At 63.1% G+C, this 15,451-nt stretch carries 12 protein-coding genes, 1 tRNA gene and 1 pseudogene; 7 read left to right on the forward strand and 7 right to left on the reverse strand.

Annotated features, from left to right (window positions below):
* Window positions 1-122 precede the first annotated feature (122 nt).
* Entirely contained in the window at window positions 123-536 is a 414-nt protein-coding gene (locus tag HAP54_RS02630) for a hypothetical protein (protein ID WP_166298659.1), read from the forward strand.
* 121 nt (window positions 537-657) lie between these two features.
* The gene (locus HAP54_RS02635) at window positions 658-2,001 is read left to right on the forward strand and encodes an IS1380-like element ISBdi2 family transposase (RefSeq protein WP_166204320.1); all 1,344 of its coding nucleotides are present in this window, start codon (window positions 658-660) and stop codon (window positions 1,999-2,001) included.
* Between the two features lie 222 nt (window positions 2,002-2,223).
* Here HAP54_RS02635 and HAP54_RS02640 read toward each other — a convergent pair whose 3' ends face one another.
* Together HAP54_RS02640 and HAP54_RS02645 are read right to left on the reverse strand one after the other, a co-directional pair.
* Window positions 2,224-3,558 carry an IS1182 family transposase gene (locus HAP54_RS02640; RefSeq protein WP_166202952.1) on the reverse strand — a complete coding sequence of 445 codons (1,335 nt, stop codon included), beginning with the start codon at window positions 3,556-3,558 and terminating at the stop codon, window positions 2,224-2,226.
* Between the two features lie 57 nt (window positions 3,559-3,615).
* Window positions 3,616-5,109, reverse strand: coding sequence for an FAD-linked oxidase C-terminal domain-containing protein (locus HAP54_RS02645; protein ID WP_166210078.1), 1,494 nt, complete (start codon window positions 5,107-5,109; stop codon window positions 3,616-3,618).
* Between the two features lie 236 nt (window positions 5,110-5,345).
* On the opposite strand from HAP54_RS02645, the gene cycA reads away from it, so the two are divergent.
* Window positions 5,346-5,738 (forward strand): cytochrome c-550 CycA, encoded by a 393-nt coding sequence (gene cycA, locus HAP54_RS02650; RefSeq protein WP_029079258.1) that lies wholly within the window; start codon window positions 5,346-5,348, stop codon window positions 5,736-5,738.
* 26 nt (window positions 5,739-5,764) lie between these two features.
* Here cycA and HAP54_RS02655 read toward each other — a convergent pair.
* Together HAP54_RS02655 and HAP54_RS02660 are read right to left on the reverse strand one after the other, a co-directional pair.
* Window positions 5,765-5,983 (reverse strand): annotated as a pseudogene (locus HAP54_RS02655) (hypothetical protein); the annotation flags it as partial.
* Window positions 5,984-6,024: 41 nt separating this feature from the next.
* On the reverse strand, window positions 6,025-6,948 hold the full coding sequence (locus HAP54_RS02660) for a LysR substrate-binding domain-containing protein (protein ID WP_166298660.1): 924 nt from the start codon (window positions 6,946-6,948) through the stop codon (window positions 6,025-6,027).
* Between the two features lie 86 nt (window positions 6,949-7,034).
* On the opposite strand from HAP54_RS02660, the gene HAP54_RS02665 reads away from it, so the two are divergent.
* The gene (locus HAP54_RS02665) at window positions 7,035-7,550 is read left to right on the forward strand and encodes a DinB family protein (protein WP_166298661.1); all 516 of its coding nucleotides are present in this window, start codon (window positions 7,035-7,037) and stop codon (window positions 7,548-7,550) included.
* Window positions 7,551-7,685: 135 nt separating this feature from the next.
* Here the strand turns inward: HAP54_RS02665 and poxB are convergent, their stop codons facing one another.
* Both poxB and HAP54_RS02675 read right to left on the reverse strand, forming a co-directional pair.
* Window positions 7,686-9,422 carry a ubiquinone-dependent pyruvate dehydrogenase gene (gene poxB, locus HAP54_RS02670; RefSeq protein ID WP_166298662.1) on the reverse strand — a complete coding sequence of 579 codons (1,737 nt, stop codon included), beginning with the start codon at window positions 9,420-9,422 and terminating at the stop codon, window positions 7,686-7,688.
* Window positions 9,423-9,505: 83 nt separating this feature from the next.
* A complete protein-coding gene (locus tag HAP54_RS02675; RefSeq protein ID WP_166298663.1) occupies window positions 9,506-10,489 on the reverse strand; it encodes an alpha/beta fold hydrolase in 984 nt (327 codons plus the stop codon).
* Window positions 10,490-10,909: 420 nt separating this feature from the next.
* On the opposite strand from HAP54_RS02675, the gene HAP54_RS02680 reads away from it, so the two are divergent.
* Together HAP54_RS02680 and HAP54_RS02685 are read left to right on the forward strand one after the other, a co-directional pair.
* The gene (locus HAP54_RS02680; protein ID WP_166202952.1) at window positions 10,910-12,244 is read left to right on the forward strand and encodes an IS1182 family transposase; all 1,335 of its coding nucleotides are present in this window, start codon (window positions 10,910-10,912) and stop codon (window positions 12,242-12,244) included.
* 504 nt (window positions 12,245-12,748) lie between these two features.
* A complete protein-coding gene (locus tag HAP54_RS02685) occupies window positions 12,749-14,005 on the forward strand; it encodes a tyrosine-type recombinase/integrase (RefSeq protein WP_166298664.1) in 1,257 nt (418 codons plus the stop codon).
* A 288-nt stretch (window positions 14,006-14,293) separates the two neighbouring features.
* Here the strand turns inward: HAP54_RS02685 and HAP54_RS02690 are convergent.
* A tRNA-Pro gene (locus tag HAP54_RS02690) sits at window positions 14,294-14,370 on the reverse strand.
* Window positions 14,371-14,449: 79 nt separating this feature from the next.
* Here HAP54_RS02690 and HAP54_RS02695 point away from each other — a divergent pair.
* Window positions 14,450-15,436, forward strand: coding sequence for an L-threonylcarbamoyladenylate synthase (locus tag HAP54_RS02695; RefSeq protein WP_029084069.1), 987 nt, complete (start codon window positions 14,450-14,452; stop codon window positions 15,434-15,436).
* The last annotated feature ends 15 nt before the right edge of the window (window positions 15,437-15,451 follow it).

The following is a 15,451-nucleotide window of genomic DNA, read 5'->3' on the forward strand; positions in this document are numbered from 1 at the left end:
GTCGAATTGTATAGACCGGCGCTCGCGGCTGACGCCTCTCCTGATGCCCGAAGGAACACACTTGCGTCATCGTAACTCGGCAACCCCGTGATCACGGCTCAACGGCCGCAGGCAGAACCACCATGAAGATCAAACTGCCAGCCATCGCACTGCTTGCGATGATCGCACCAGGACAGGCGCGCGCCCAAATGCTCACCGATGCCGAGGCGACGTTCCTCGACCAGCTCGTCACCGCAGCCGCGGTGCTCGAACAACGATACACCGGCTATGAGGCCGATGGCGCCGGCGGCGTTCAACTCGGCGCCAGACTGCTCGGCAGCCCCAACGCAGCGATGGCAATGATCAGCGCCTTTGACGCAGCCATCAAGGCCAACGACGGCAATGACTACGATCCGCGTAAATTCCGCCCCGAGGTGACCGAAGTGGCCGGCAAAACGTTCAAGCGAGTCCGGGCGGAGTTAATCAAGGACCCGGAAGGGGCCTGCGCCGAATATGGCGATACCAGCGCGGCGCTGGGCCTGCTGAGACGCTACTAGCCCGTCTTATTCGTCAGAGTGCGCCTGAGAGGCTGGCGAGCGTGGTGTAAAGCGCTGATGCGGCGTAGGATTCGGTTGCAAAGCCAACCCCATCACCTCAACCGCGAACGCCAGGCCCGCCATGACCGATGATACGATTCTGCCCTTCTCGTTTCCAGCCGTTCACGCCAAGAAAGTCACAGCTGCCTTCGATGGCGGTCGGCTGACCTCGAACGGGGGCGTGATGCTTCTGGCGATGGCCGAGCGGCGTCTCGGCTTGGCCGACAATTTGGCCCGGGTGTTCCCGGATCGGCGCGATCCGACGCGGGTCGTGCACAGCCTTGTCGATATGTTCCGCGCGCGCATGTTCGCGATCTGCTGCGGCTACGAGGACGCCGACGACCTCGATCATCTGCGGTCCGATCCCGCATTCAAGCTGGCCTGCGGACGGCTGCCGGACACGGGTCGCGATCTGTGTTCCCAACCGACGCTGTCGCGGCTGGAGAATGCTCCGCGCCTGCGCGACGTGATCCGACTGACCTACACTTTGGTCGACGCATGGATGGATAGCTACCCGCGCGAGCCGGCATCCGTCACGCTCGACATCGATGATACCTGCGATGTCGTCCACGGCCATCAGCAGCTCTCGCTGTTCAACGCTCATTATGACGAACGCTGCTTCCTGCCGATCCACGTCTACGACACGGAGAAGAGCCGGCCCGTGGCGGTCGTGTTGCGGCCCGGCAAGACGCCGGGCGGCGTCGAGGTGCGTGCCCATCTGCGCCGCCTGATACGGCATATCCGGACGCGGTGGCACAACACGCGAATTACGTTCCGTGGCGACGGGCACTATGCCCGGCCGGAGGCAATGGCGTGGTGCGAGACCAACGGCATCGACTACATCTTCGGTCTGTCCGGCACCAAGCCGCTCGCCAGAAAACTCGACGAGGCCGCCGACGACATCCGCACGCGACGCGCCATCGAGAACCTGCCGGTTCTGCGTGGCTATACCGAGACGCGCCACAAGGCCAAGTCCTGGGATCGCGAACGGCGTACCGTCGCCCGTATTGAGGCGACGATGCTCGGCCTCGACATCCGTTTCGTCGTCACCAGCCTCGATGTCGGCTCGGCCGAGTGGATCTACGACAGCCTGTATTGCGCGCGCGGCCAAGCCGAGAATCTGATCAAGCTGCATAAGACACAGCTCGCCTCCGATCGCACCAGCTGCCGTTCGGCGCTCGCCAATCAAGTCCGCCTCGTTCTCCACACCGCCGCTTATTGGCTGATGCTGACCGTGCGCGACGCGATTCCCAAAGCCCGGGAATTGGCCACAGCCGAGTTCGCGACGCTGCGTCTTCGTCTCTTGAAACTCGCTGCCCGTGTCGTCGAGACCACGAGCCGCATTCGCCTTGCGTTTGCCGCGGCATGTCCCGAAGCCGACCTGATCCGCGGCTTGCCAGGCGCGCTGCTGCCGCTCGGTCCTTGACCGGCGGGGCGTCCGCCCCCCGTTCGCCCAACCCATCCCTCAAGCGCGTTGCAAAGTACGGGTCGTCAGGCGGTGAAAAGCCGAAGGCAATCCCGCGCGCCTCGTCAGAGCAGATGTGCGGCCACATCAATCGGACTAAAAAAAGCACTCTCACGAATAGGACGGGCTAGGAGCCCGTCCAGATATGTTTTCGTGACGGGCATTTGTTGTAGAGTAGCAGGCTCAGGCTGCGTTTGCGAGGTTGAACAGCTTGAGGAGGTTATGGACGGTGCAGATCATTGTCCACTCGGCGCGCACTTTCTCGATGCCCCGCAACAGGAACTGGCGGAAGCCTCTTGCCTGTTTGATCTGCCCGAACACCGGCTCCACCACTTGCTTTCGCAATCGGTAGGGTGTTTCGAAGCCGCCATCGTCGATCTTCTTTCGCATGGCCTGTGTCAGCGGGCCGCCGACTTTTCCGTTCGCTACTGTCGGGTGCTTGGCGCGTCCGGGCGCGACATAGCCATCGATGCTGCGTGTGTCGAGCGCTTCGAGATTGGCTTCGCTGCAGTAGCCGGAATCCGCTGAGGCCTGCCGCGGCTTGCGGCCAAGATTGCTCTCGATGGCCTCGATCAGGGGCACCAACTGGCCCTGATCGCTGCCGTGCTGGGTCAGTTCTTGCGCGACAATGATCTGGGCATGTGCATCGACGGCCGCCTGGGCATTATAGGCCTGAACGAAGCCATCCTTCGACTTCATGATGCGGCTTTCCGGATCGGTGAAGTTGCGTTGCGCCTTGGGATTGGGTTCCTCCGATGGCAGCGCCGCCGGTTTGCCCGGCTTCTTGCGGCCTTCGGCCTGGCGCTGCTGTTCCTTTTCGGCCTCGATGCGGCGCTCTTCCTCCGCCGCCAGTTTGGCGTCCGCTTCCAGCGCCGCCATCGCTTGCTGGATCTTCGCCAGCCGTTTCTGCTTGTCGACGGTCCAGTCCGGCAGTTCGTCGCTGTTGCCGAAAGTCTCATCCTCCGAGGCATCCGCCGCCTCGGCGGCCGCCAGCATGCGAGCGACCTCGGCCTTCAATTCCGCCTCGCGCTTCTTCATGCGCTCATAACTCATCGCCTTGTGTTTCGACGCGTTCGCCTTGATCTTCGTACCATCCAGCGCGACATGACCGAGCTTGACCAGCCCGGCCGTCTCGCACAACTTCAGAACCTGCACGAATAGCGCGCCGAGCGCCTTCAAATGTCGCTTGCGAAAGTCGCTGATCGTCCGAAAATCCGGCGCATCCAGCGCCACGATCATCACAAAATCGTTCCGCTCCCGGCAGGCCTTGGCAATCCGACGCGACGAATACAGCCCACTCGCATAGCTATGCAGCAGCAGCGCCACCATCATCCGCGGATCAAACGGCGGCTGCCCAAGCCCGCTCACATAGCTGCCCATGATCTCCCTGAGATCGAGGCTCTCCCGCACCAGATCAACCATAAACCGCGAGACATGGCCTTTCGGCACGAAGTCCTGCACATTCGGCGGCAGAAGCAGCGTCTGATCGATGTTCCAAGGCCGAAAATACTTGCTCATCGCCCAATGTTGAATCAGACCCGACCAGATTTGAACAGCGACTATCCAGACAAGCTCCTAGAACCGCGGGATATCCGGAAACGCCAGCTTGCCGGCGTGGACATGGACGCGGCCGAGTTCGGCGCAACGGTGCAGGGTGGGAAACACCTTGCCGGGGTTGAGCAGGCCCTCCGCATCGAACGCGCATTTCAGCCGCTGCTGCTGGTTGAGGTCGATCTCGGTGAACATCTCCGGCATCAGGTCGCGCTTCTCGATGCCGACGCCATGCTCGCCGGTCAATACGCCGCCGAGCTCGACGCAGCAGCGCAGGATGTCGGCGCCGAACGCCTCCGCCTTCTCGATCTCGCCCGGCTTGTTGGCGTCGTAGAGGATCAAGGGGTGCAGATTGCCGTCGCCGGCGTGGAACACATTGGCGACGCCGAGGCCGTATTTCTCCGAGAGCTCGCGGATCCGCGCCAAGGCCTTGGGCAAGGCGCCGCGCGGGATCGTGCCGTCCATGCAGAGATAGTCCGGCGAGATGCGTCCGACCGCGGGGAATGCCGCCTTGCGGCCGGCCCAGAACAGATTGCGTTCGGCCTCCGAGTTGGAAATCTGCAGCGTCACCGAGCCGCAGCCCTTTGCGATGGTCTCGACCCGCGTGATCAGCTCGTCGACCTCGATCTGGGGACCGTCGAGCTCGATGATCAGCAGCGCCTCGACGTCGAGCGGATAGCCGGCATGGACGAAGGCTTCCGCGGCATGGATCGCGGGCTTGTCCATCATCTCCATGCCGCCCGGGATGATGCCGGCGCCGATGATGGCAGCCACGCATTCGCCGGCGGCTTCCACCTCGGCGAAGCCGACCATCAGCGCGCGCGCGGTCTCCGGCTTCTGCAGGATCCGCACCGTGATCTCGGTGATGACGCCGAGCAGCCCCTCGGAGCCGGTGATGATCCCCATCAGATCGTAGCCGGCATTCTCGGCCGACTTGCCGCCGATGCGCAGGATCTCGCCCGACATCAGCACGATCTCGCAGCCCAGCACGTTGTTGGTGGTCATGCCGTATTTCAGGCAGTGCACGCCGCCGGAATTTTCCGCGACATTGCCGCCGATCGAGCAGGCGATCTGTGACGACGGATCGGGCGCGTAATAGAAGCCGGCATGGGCGACCGCCTGGCTGATCGCGAGGTTGGTGACGCCGGGCTCGGTGACAACAACGCGGTTGTCGAAGTCAATCTCGCGAATCCGCTTGAACTTGCCTAAGCCCAGCAGCACGCCGTCGGCCAGCGGCAGTGCGCCGCCGGACAGCGAGGTGCCGGAGCCGCGCGGCACCACCTTGATGCCCTGCCCGTGGCAATATTTGAGGACCTTTGCGACCTGTTCTGACGTATCGGGCAGCACAACGACCATCGGTGGCTGCCGATAGGCGGTCAGGCCGTCGGATTCATAGGCCAGCATCTCGGCGGCGCTGTCGATCACGCCCTCGCCAGGGACGATTGCGCGCAAGGCGGCCACGATCTCAGTGCGACGGGCGAGGACGGCCTGGTCGGCCGCCGGCATCATGATGGACATCGCTGTTCCCTCGGAGGGCTTTTGCCCTTTGCCGATTTTGTTACGACAAATCAATCAATTCTGCACCTGTTTCAGTCAACCGGCCGAAGGTCGGATTGCCCCGCCCCGCAATGGCGAGTTCTCTCTGGGACAAGCGGGCGGCCGTGAAACCTGTCAAAGTTTCGTGGCTTGTCCTGTCCAAGCCGGACATGCCACAAACCAAACACTACCCCCCGGGACGAAACGAAGAGAACCCCATGAACCTAAAGACCTTGAGCGCGCTGGCGGTCGTCACATCGCTGGCCTCCGCATCCTCCGCGCTGGCGCAGGATGCCGCCGCCGGCAAGACCTCGTTCAACAAATGCCTCGCCTGCCACGCGATCGGCGAAGGCGCCAAGAACAAGGTCGGCCCCGAGCTCAATGGCCTCGACGGCCGCCATTCCGGCTCCGCGCCGGACTACAATTATTCCGACGCCAACAAGAATTCCGGCATCACCTGGAACAAGGACACCTTCCTCGAATACATCAAGGATCCGAAGGCCAAGATCCCCGGCACCAAGATGGCGTTCGCCGGCGTCAAGAACGAGACCGAGGCCAACAACCTCTGGGCCTACGTGTCGTCGTTCGACAAGGACGGCAAGCCGAAGTAATCGACCGTAACGGTCTGAACTCCGCCTCAAACCCGCCCTGGCGCAAGCGTCAGGGCGGAGTCACCATCGCGATCAGCGCGGCAATTGGTCTTGGCGAGATCGACCACCTCGTCGCCGCGGCCGCTCATCACGGCCCGCAACACCCACAGGCTGAAGCCCTTGACCTGCTTCAGCGTGATAATCGGCGGCATCGACCGTTCCTGCGTCGCGGTGACGACGTCGAGCTCCCCAGAGTCCTCGACCCTGCATCAGACTCCGCCAGATCACGCGCAGCTTGCTTGGCACGTTAAGCCGTCCGAAACGGACGTGCCGCCTCCACGGCCCAGTCGCGCAGATGATTCAGCAGGTGCACGGTTCGGGCGTTGGGCACGTTGACAAAATAGTAGCCGGTCTGGAGTTGCAGGGGACGTTCCGCGAGCTTCTCGAGCCTGCCTTCGTCCACGGGCGTCGTAATATAGGCCATATCCATCAACGCAACGCCGGCGCCGGCCATTGCGGCATCGAGCGCCTGCGCACGGGTTTCCACCGTCAACCATTTGATCCGCCGTTGGGCCAGCGTACGATCGTGCTGCTGCCAGTTCGACCAATCAGCGAATCGCGATCGGGCCCGAATCAGTGGTGTGCCGTGCCAGATCTTTGCAAAATTTGTCTTTGCAGAATTTGCCCGTTTGGCGCTCGTCGCGGCACGGGCCACGACATCAGGTCTGGCAACGGGCATCAGGGTTTCCCGGAACAGTAGCGTCGAGGAAAGCCCTTTCCACGCCCCGCGGCCGTGGCGGATGGCGCAATCCATCTCTTCCGTTTTGAGGTCGACAGCTCTCGTCGTTGTAGAGATAGCGACCTCGATCAGGGGATGCCGCGCCTGAAATTGCGAAATGCGCGGGATCAACCAGTGAGAAGCAAAGGTTGCGATCGTGCTTACACGGATCTGCCCGCGATAACGTTGAAATGGTTCAACCGCCGCCTCCAACCGGTCGAGCGCGTCGCCCATGCTGGCGAGCAACCGTTCGCCGTCCTCGGTCAGCGAAATTCGCCGGCCGACTTTTCTCACCAATGCCACGCCGAGGCGCTTTTCCAATTCGGCAATCCGGTGCGACAGCGCCGACCGGGTAACGCCCAGTTGTTCGGCCGTCTCGGTCAGGGTGCCGAGCGTGGCGAACAGCGAGAGCGCTGTGAGTGCACGCGCCGATGGTGGAACCGACCGTCCCATCGAGTCCTCCTAATTGGTGAGATATTTTCACCAATTGGGGGGGTGGGCAAGCTATCATCCGCTATCGTTTCGAACAGGACAGCAAGATGGGAACCGAAAACTTCCGGCAGCTCGCGGCCTCTAATCATTGGGCCAACCTGCGGCTCTACGGCGCCGCGCTTGAACTGCCCGAGGAAGCCTATCGCCGTTCAACCGGCGTGTTCTTTGGCAGCCTGCACGGGACGCTCAATCATTTGCTGCTGACGGATCGGATATGGTTGAAGCGATTGACCGGCACCGGCGAGCATCCGGATCGCCTCGACGCGATTTTGCACGACGATCGCCGCGATCTTCTTCGCGCCCGGATGGCGGAGGATGCGCGCTTGAATGAGTTGGTCGAAAGCTATACCGGCGCCGATCTCTTGGAGCCCATCGCCTATCAGACAACGTCGGGCAAACCCTATCGCCAGCCGCTGCAGGATATCCTGCTGCATCTCTTCAATCATCAGACCCACCACCGCGGCCAGGCGCATGCGTGCTGCTCAATCCTGACCGGCAGCGAGCCGCCCTCACTCGACCTCTTAGCCTTTCAGCGCGGCGTGCCTGCGCCGAATTTAGGTTGAGCCGACGCAAGAACGGGGCGACGGTCAACCCTAAAGCGCGATGAGATCAGGTAGAATCGTCATCGCGCTTTAGATTCTTGTTTAAGCATGATCTCTTCGGAAAACCGCTTCGCACTTTTCCGGATCATGCTCTAGCTAGCGCGGCAGCAAATTGGTCTTGGCGAGATCGACGACCTCGTCGCCGCGGCCGCTCATCACGGCGCGCAGCACCCACAGGCTGAAGCCCTTCACCTGCTCCAGCGTAATGGTCGGCGGCATCGACAATTCCTGCGTCGCGGTCACGACGTCGAGCACCGCCGGGCCGTCATGCGCGAGCACGTTGCGGATCGCGCCCTCGAGCTCGCCGGGATCCTCCACCCTGACGCCGTGAATGCCCATCGCGCGGGCCATCGCCGCGAAATCGGGATTCTTCAGGTCGACCCCGGTCTCGATGAAGCCGGCGGCCTTCATCTCCAGCGCGACGAAGCCGAGCACGCTGTTGTTGAAGATCACGACCTTCACCGGCAGCTTCGCTTGCGTCAGCGTGATCAAATCGCCCATCAGCATGGCAAAGCCACCGTCGCCGGACATCGACACCACCTGCCGGCCGGGCTGTGCCGCTTGCACGCCGATCGCCTGCGCCATCGCATTGGCCATCGAGCCATGGACCCAGGAGCCGATCAGCCGGCGGCGGCCGTTCATCTTCAGATAGCGAGCGGCCCAGATCGTCGGCGTGCCGACGTCGGCGGTGAACACCGCATCCTCGGTGGCCTGCTCGCTGAGCAGGCGCGCCAGATATTGCGGATGGATCGGCCTCGAGCCGGGCTTGCCGCGGGCCAGATCGTCGAGCCCGGCGCGGGCGTCCTTGTAATGCGCAAGGCTGGCGTCGAGAAATTTGCGGTCGGTCTTGACCGTGAGCTTCGGCAACAGCGCGGCGATGGTCTCGCCGACGTCGCCGACGATGCCGAGATCGAGCTTGCAGCGGCGGCCGAGATTTTCGGGACGGAGATCGACCTGGGCGATGCTGATGCCGGTCGGGAAGAACTGCTTGTAGGGAAAGTCGGTGCCGAGCATCAGCAGCACGTCGCAGCCATGCATCGCGGCGTAGCCGGAGGAGAAGCCGATGAAACCGGTCATGCCGACGTCATACGGATTGTCGTACTCGACATATTCCTTGCCGCCGAGCGCGTGCACGATCGGGCTCTTCAGCGTCTCGGCGAGCTTGAGCAGGCCGTCATGCGCGCCGGCGCAGCCACGGCCGCAGAACAGCGTGACGCGCTTGGCGCCATTGAGCAGCGCGGCCAGCGCGTTCAATTCGGGTTCGGCCGGACGCACCACCGGTGCCGGCGGCAGCAGGCCGGCATTCGGCGAGATGTCGCGCTTCGGCGCCGGCCGCATCGCGACGTCGCCCGGCAGCACCAAGACGGCGACGCCGCGCTTGCCGACCGCGGCGCGGATCGCGTTCTCCAGCATGTAGGGCAGTTGCGTCGGATCCGATACCAATTCGCAATAGTGGCTGCATTCGCAGAACAGGTCCTGCGGATGGGCCTCCTCGAAATAGCCGCCGCCGATCTCGGCCGACGGGATCTGCGCCGCCAGCGCCAGCACCGGGGTGCGGCTCCGATGCGCGTCGAACAGGCCGTTGATGAGATGGAGATTGCCCGGGCCGCAGGAGCCCGCGCACACCGCAAGGCCTGCCGTGATCTGGGATTCGGCGGCGGCGGCGAAGGCGGCCACCTCCTCGTGGCGCACATGCAGCCAGTCGATCGTGCCGCGCTTGCGCAACGCCTCGGTGAGGCCGTTGAGGCTGTCGCCGACGACACCGTAGATGCGCTTCACGCCAGCCTGGGCAAGGGTTTCAGCGATGAGGTCGGCGACGTTGTCGATCCGCATGGGGCTTATCCTTTGGGTGAGATCTGAAGAACCGCGCCGCCGCATGATGTTCGGCGCGATGGACCCGCGCAAGCCTTAGCCGATCACAGATTCGCGGGGGCGGTCTTGTCCTTTGCTGCTGCCGGTTGGACCAACTTGCCCGCCACCGCCTCGACCTCGGACGCCACAAGATCGGGCACAGCGTACTGCACCATATGACCAACGCCCGGCATCACGATGAGCTTGGCGTTCGGCGCCGTGGCTGCAAGCGGCCGCGAATGGATGCGGGTCGAGACCGTCTTGTCGATGTCGCCCGCAATGATTGTGACCTGTGCCTTGATCTCCGCGTAGCGCGGCGCCTGCTCGACGACGGCGGCCTTCAGCGTGACCAGGTCGCGTGCATTGGCGATGAACTCGCGCGGGCGCAGCAGCAGCAATGTCGCGCTGTCGCTGACGAAATCGTCCGGCATCTCTTGCGGCGCGAACACGCCGCGCGAGCCTGAATTGGCGACGAGATAACCGAGCGGCAGCGTGATCGTGTGCGCCAGCAACGGCCCGATCAGCGGCGTCGAAATCACGTCATTGTAGCGGCCGGCGCCGCCGCGCCACGGATAGGCGACGGGGGCGAGCAGCACGAGGCCCGCGACGCGGTCCGGATGATCGAGCGCAATGCGCAGGCCGAGCGCGCCGGCCCAGGAATGCGCCACAACGATCGCCCTGTCGATGCCGAGCCTGGTCAGCGCCTCCATGATCATCCGGCCCTGGATGACAGGCGTCGAATCCGCAACGCGCTCGCGGGTGCTCCAGCCATGGCCCGGCCGGTCGATCAGGATCACCCGGCGAGTTTTGGCGATGCGATCGCCGAGCGGCCGCATCGCGCGGAGGTTGGAGCTTGCGCCATGCAATATCACCACCGGCGGCCCCGCGGCGTCGCGCGGGCCGAGCTCGACGATATGCAGCCGCGCGCCGGCCACCTCGATCATGCGACCCTGAGGCGGAAAGGCGCGCTGGATCAGCGTGACGCCGATTTGCGTTGCCAGGGCCAGCGCCAGCCCTGCGGCCGTCAGCGCGATGATCACGGTTAACATCGAGGGGATCCGAAGGGTGTTGGGCACCTGGTAACTACGAGGTACCTAAAGCCAGGTTTCGCCCGGTACTGGATTTGCGTCCTCCCGAGCATGCTTTTGTCCGGAAAGCCAATTGTCGATTTTCCGGGTCGCGCGCCCGGCGAAGTTGTCCACAGCACGCCCAGCCTGTGGATAGCGGGTTCATACCTGCGTCATTAGTAATTTCATAGTTTGGCGGTGGCAATTTCGCCATCAGGCGCGAGGCTTCATCGAAACCGGGACGCGACCGGAACGCTTGCTGGGTTGTACACTGTATCCACAGGAACCTGCGGTCCGCACGACGAGTTCAAGTAATCGGAGGAGTACCATGATTTCCGACCCTAGGAGCTTGTCTGGATAGTCGCTGTTCAAATCTGGTCGGGTCTGATTCAACATTGGGCGATGAGCAAGTATTTTCGGCCTTGGAACATCGATCAGACGCTGCTTCTGCCGCCGAATGTGCAGGACTTCGTGCCGAAAGGCCATGTCTCGCGGTTTATGGTTGATCTGGTGCGGGAGAGCCTCGATCTCAGGGAGATCATGGGCAGCTATGTGAGCGGGCTTGGGCAGCCGCCGTTTGATCCGCGGATGATGGTGGCGCTGCTGCTGCATAGCTATGCGAGTGGGCTGTATTCGTCGCGTCGGATTGCCAAGGCCTGCCGGGAGCGGAACGATTTTGTGATGATCGTGGCGCTGGATGCGCCGGATTTTCGGACGATCAGCGACTTTCGCAAGCGACATTTGAAGGCGCTCGGCGCGCTATTCGTGCAGGTTCTGAAGTTGTGCGAGACGGCCGGGCTGGTCAAGCTCGGTCATGTCGCGCTGGATGGTACGAAGATCAAGGCGAACGCGTCGAAACACAAGGCGATGAGTTATGAGCGCATGAAGAAGCGCGAGGCGGAATTGAAGGCCGAGGTCGCTCGCATGCTGGCGGCCGCCGAGGCGGCGGATGCCTCGGAGGATGAGACTTTCGGCAACAGCGACGAACTGCCGGACTGGACCGTCGACAAGCAGAAACGGCTGGCGAAGATCCAGCAAGCGATGGCGGCGCTGGAAGCGGACGCCAAACTGGCGGCGGAGGAAGAGCGCCGCATCGAGGCCGAAAAGGAACAGCAGCGCCAGGCCGAAGGCCGCAAGAAGCCGGGCAAACCGGCGGCGCTGCCATCGGAGGAACCCAATCCCAAGGCGCAACGCAACTTCACCGATCCGGAAAGCCGCATCATGAAGTCGAAGGATGGCTTCGTTCAGGCCTATAATGCCCAGGCGGCCGTCGATGCACATGCCCAGATCATTGTCGCGCAAGAACTGACCCAGCACGGCAGCGATCAGGGCCAGTTGGTGCCCCTGATCGAGGCCATCGAGAGCAATCTTGGCCGCAAGCCGCGGCAGGCCTCAGCGGATTCCGGCTACTGCAGCGAAGCCAATCTCGAAGCGCTCGACACACGCAGCATCGATGGCTATGTCGCGCCCGGACGCGCCAAGCACCCGACAGTAGCGAACGGAAAAGTCGGCGGCCCGCTGACACAGGCCATGCGAAAGAAGATCGACGATGGCGGCTTCGAAACACCCTACCGATTGCGAAAGCAAGTGGTGGAGCCGGTGTTCGGGCAGATCAAACAGGCAAGAGGCTTCCGCCAGTTCCTGTTGCGGGGCATCGAGAAAGTGCGCGCCGAGTGGACAATGATCTGCACCGTCCATAACCTCCTCAAGCTGTTCAACCTCGCAAACGCAGCCTGAGCCTGCTACTCTACAACAAATGCCCGTCACGAAAACATATCTGGACGGGCTCCTAGGACTGCCATCTGGGCTTGATCCGGTTTCCTGGAGCACCGGGCGCAACTTGGCGCTTCAGGGACTCCAAGCAAATCGTCCGTTTCGTAGTCGTAGGCCGCCGATTGCACCACCCACGCTGCGGCGGGCCCCTCGAAGAGCAGATTTCGTATACACGTAAGCCCTAGCGCCTGATCCAAAGGCAGTGCGAACTAACGAGCACCGCGTTCAAGACATGCCGAAGCGCAAGATCGATAAGCTCGCCCGCGCAAAAGCTCGCCCCGATCCGACCCAATGGGGCGACGATGAAGTAATGACCCTTATCGAGGCCGGCGCCGTGTTTTTTCCGCACGGTCCGCTGACATTATCATCGTTGCGCAGGGCTGCGGCCTCAGGGGCTCTTGAAGTCGCCAAAGTGGCAGGCAAAGATCTCACGACACCTCGCGCAATCCGCAAATTAGTGAAGCCGTCATGCCGGGCCGCAAAGCCAAGCCGCCACGACTCTGGTTTAGAGAGGACGACGCCACCTGGATCATCCTCGATCGTGGCCGGCAAATCCGCACAGGCTGCAGCCGCGACGACGTTAACGGAGCTGCGAAGGCGCTCGAGACCCACATTAGCGAGCGGCATACCAGCACTATCGGGGCCACTGATCCGAACGTCCTCGCAATAGCCGACGTTCTCACAGCCTACGAAATTTCAAAGCGGCCCAAGGACGAGGGGGACGAACGCCCGTGGGCGCAACATGACCTGCTTCTCATTCGCCTGCTCGATCTCAATAACTTTTTTGGCGATAGAACCGTCAGTGAGCTCAAAGCGCAGCTTTGTCGCGACTTTGTCGATTGGTCTACCGGCACTGCGAACGACAACAATAGGAGAGCCGGCATCTCGCCACGCAACGCGACCGTCTCCGATCAAACCGCGCGGCGCCGGCTCGAAGATCTACGCGCTGCGGTGAACGCCTACCACGCCGAACACACGCTCAGCGTCGTTCCAAAGATCACTCTTCCCCCTAAAGCTGAAGGACGACGCCGCTGGTTGACCCGTAACGAAGCCGCACGCCTGCTCGGAGCGGCAATCGGCTACGTTTGGGATACCGAGCAGGAGAGGTGGAAGCGCAGAGACGATGGCGCGCTCGTGCGCCGAGAACGGTGGATCATTCGTCGTCGCTATCCCGCGGTGCGCTTCTGCTTGATTGGCCTCTACAGCGCTCGTCGAGAAGAGACCATCCGGCGCACCCAGTGGCTGCCATCAACGACCCATCCGTGGATGAACCTGGACGCGATGGTCTACCAGGGTAATGGAGCACTGGAGCGATCAACCAAGAAGCGGCGACCGCCAGCAAAGATCGCGAACCGCCTGCGTCCCCACTTGGTTCGTTGGCACAGGATCGACCAAGCTCGGTCTGCAGAACTCCGCGCCTCAGGGGTCATGAGAGACGGTGAGCAAATCCGGTTCGTCGTGAGCCGCATGCACGACGGCCAGCCGCTTGCCGGAAAGATCAGGTCGGCTTGGGAAGGTATTCTGGAGGATGCGGGGCTGGGCGATGATGTCGTTCGGCACTCATTGCGTCACACAGCGGCGACGTGGCTGATGCAGGCGGGCGTTGACATGTGGGAGGCTGCCGGCTGGCTCGGAATGACGGTTGAGCAATTAGAGGCCAACTACGGCCACCACCACCCGGATTTTCAGGTAGAGGCGGCGGAAGCGTTCGGGGGCAGGCGCTAGCTGAGGACTACTCGCCGCGAGCTATTCGTGCTTTGATGTCCAAGGTGCAAAGGGAGGACATGTGGTGCTTGGCGATGTCCCGCGCAACGTCGCGACAGGGCCCGTTTCCCTTGCGCTACCCAATTGCCCCGCGTCTGGTTCCGAGCAGCGCAAGATCCTAGCGGCTCTGTCTCACGATTGGCCGACCTCGAGTGGGTCCGAAACTCGACGGACAAGGCTGCCGTGCCTCAAATCATTGCGCATTTCGTTGCGCGCGAAAAACACAGAAACTATAAGTGCTTGGAAGAATGGTCGGAGTGGCAGGATTCGAACCTGCGACCCCTGCGTCCCGAACGCAGTGCTCTACCGGGCTGAGCCACACTCCGACTAAGAGGCCGGCTTATAGCGTCGGGCTTCAGGGACCGCAAGGGACGACAAGGCACCGAATTGAGGAATCTAGTCACAGTGGAAACAGGCCTGAAAACACACGTTCTGCCGGCCGGCGCAGCCGCCACGGCAACCGCTGCCGGGGTTTTGGCCGAGGGCGGTCTGGTGGCCTTTCCCACCGAGACGGTTTATGGCCTTGGCGCCGATGCCGGCAACGCCGCCGCGATCGCCCGGCTGTATGAGGCCAAGGGCCGGCCGGCCTTCAATCCGCTGATTGCCCATGTCGCCGATCTCGGCGCTGCCCGCCGGATCGCCCTGTTCGACGGCCAGGCCCTGCGGCTCGCGGAAGCGTTCTGGCCCGGTCCGCTGACCCTGGTGCTGCCGAAGGCCCTCTCATGCCCGGTCGCGGAACTCGCGACCGCCGGGCTCGATACGGTCGCGATTCGCATCCCGGCCCACAAGGTGGCGCGCGACATCATCAAGGCGTTCGGCGGTGCCGTGGTAGCGCCGTCGGCCAATCTCTCCGGCCATGTCTCGCCAACCACCGCGGACCATGTGAACGGCGATCTCGCAGGCCGCATCGACCTGATCGTCGACGGCGGGCCGGTCGAGGTCGGCGTCGAATCCACCATCGTTGGCTGCTTCTCCGATCCGGTGCTGCTGCGGCCGGGCGGGCTGACCCGCGCCGAGATCGAGCGCGTGCTCGGCCACCCGTTGCAGTCGCCGCCGCCGGACGCCGAGACCGACGCCCAGCCGATCGCCCCCGGCATGCTCGCCTCGCACTACGCGCCGCGGACGCCGGTCCGGCTCAATGCCAGCGACGTCCATGTCGGCGAAGCCCTGCTGGCGTTCGGGCCGGCCAAGGTAGCGCGGCGCGAATGCGCCTCGGTGGAGATGAACCTGTCCGAGCGCGGCGATCTCGCCGAGGCCGCCGCCAATCTGTTCGGTTACCTCCGCACCCTCGACAAGAGAAACGCGGACGCAATCGCGGTGATGCCCATTCCCGAGGACGGGCTGGGCGAAGCCATCAATGACCGGCTGCGCCGTGCAGCGGTTGGGCGGTAAATCCCGACACACGTG

This window comes from Bradyrhizobium sp. 2S1 (assembly GCF_011516625.5).
GTDB lineage: Bacteria > Pseudomonadota > Alphaproteobacteria > Rhizobiales > Xanthobacteraceae > Bradyrhizobium > Bradyrhizobium septentrionale.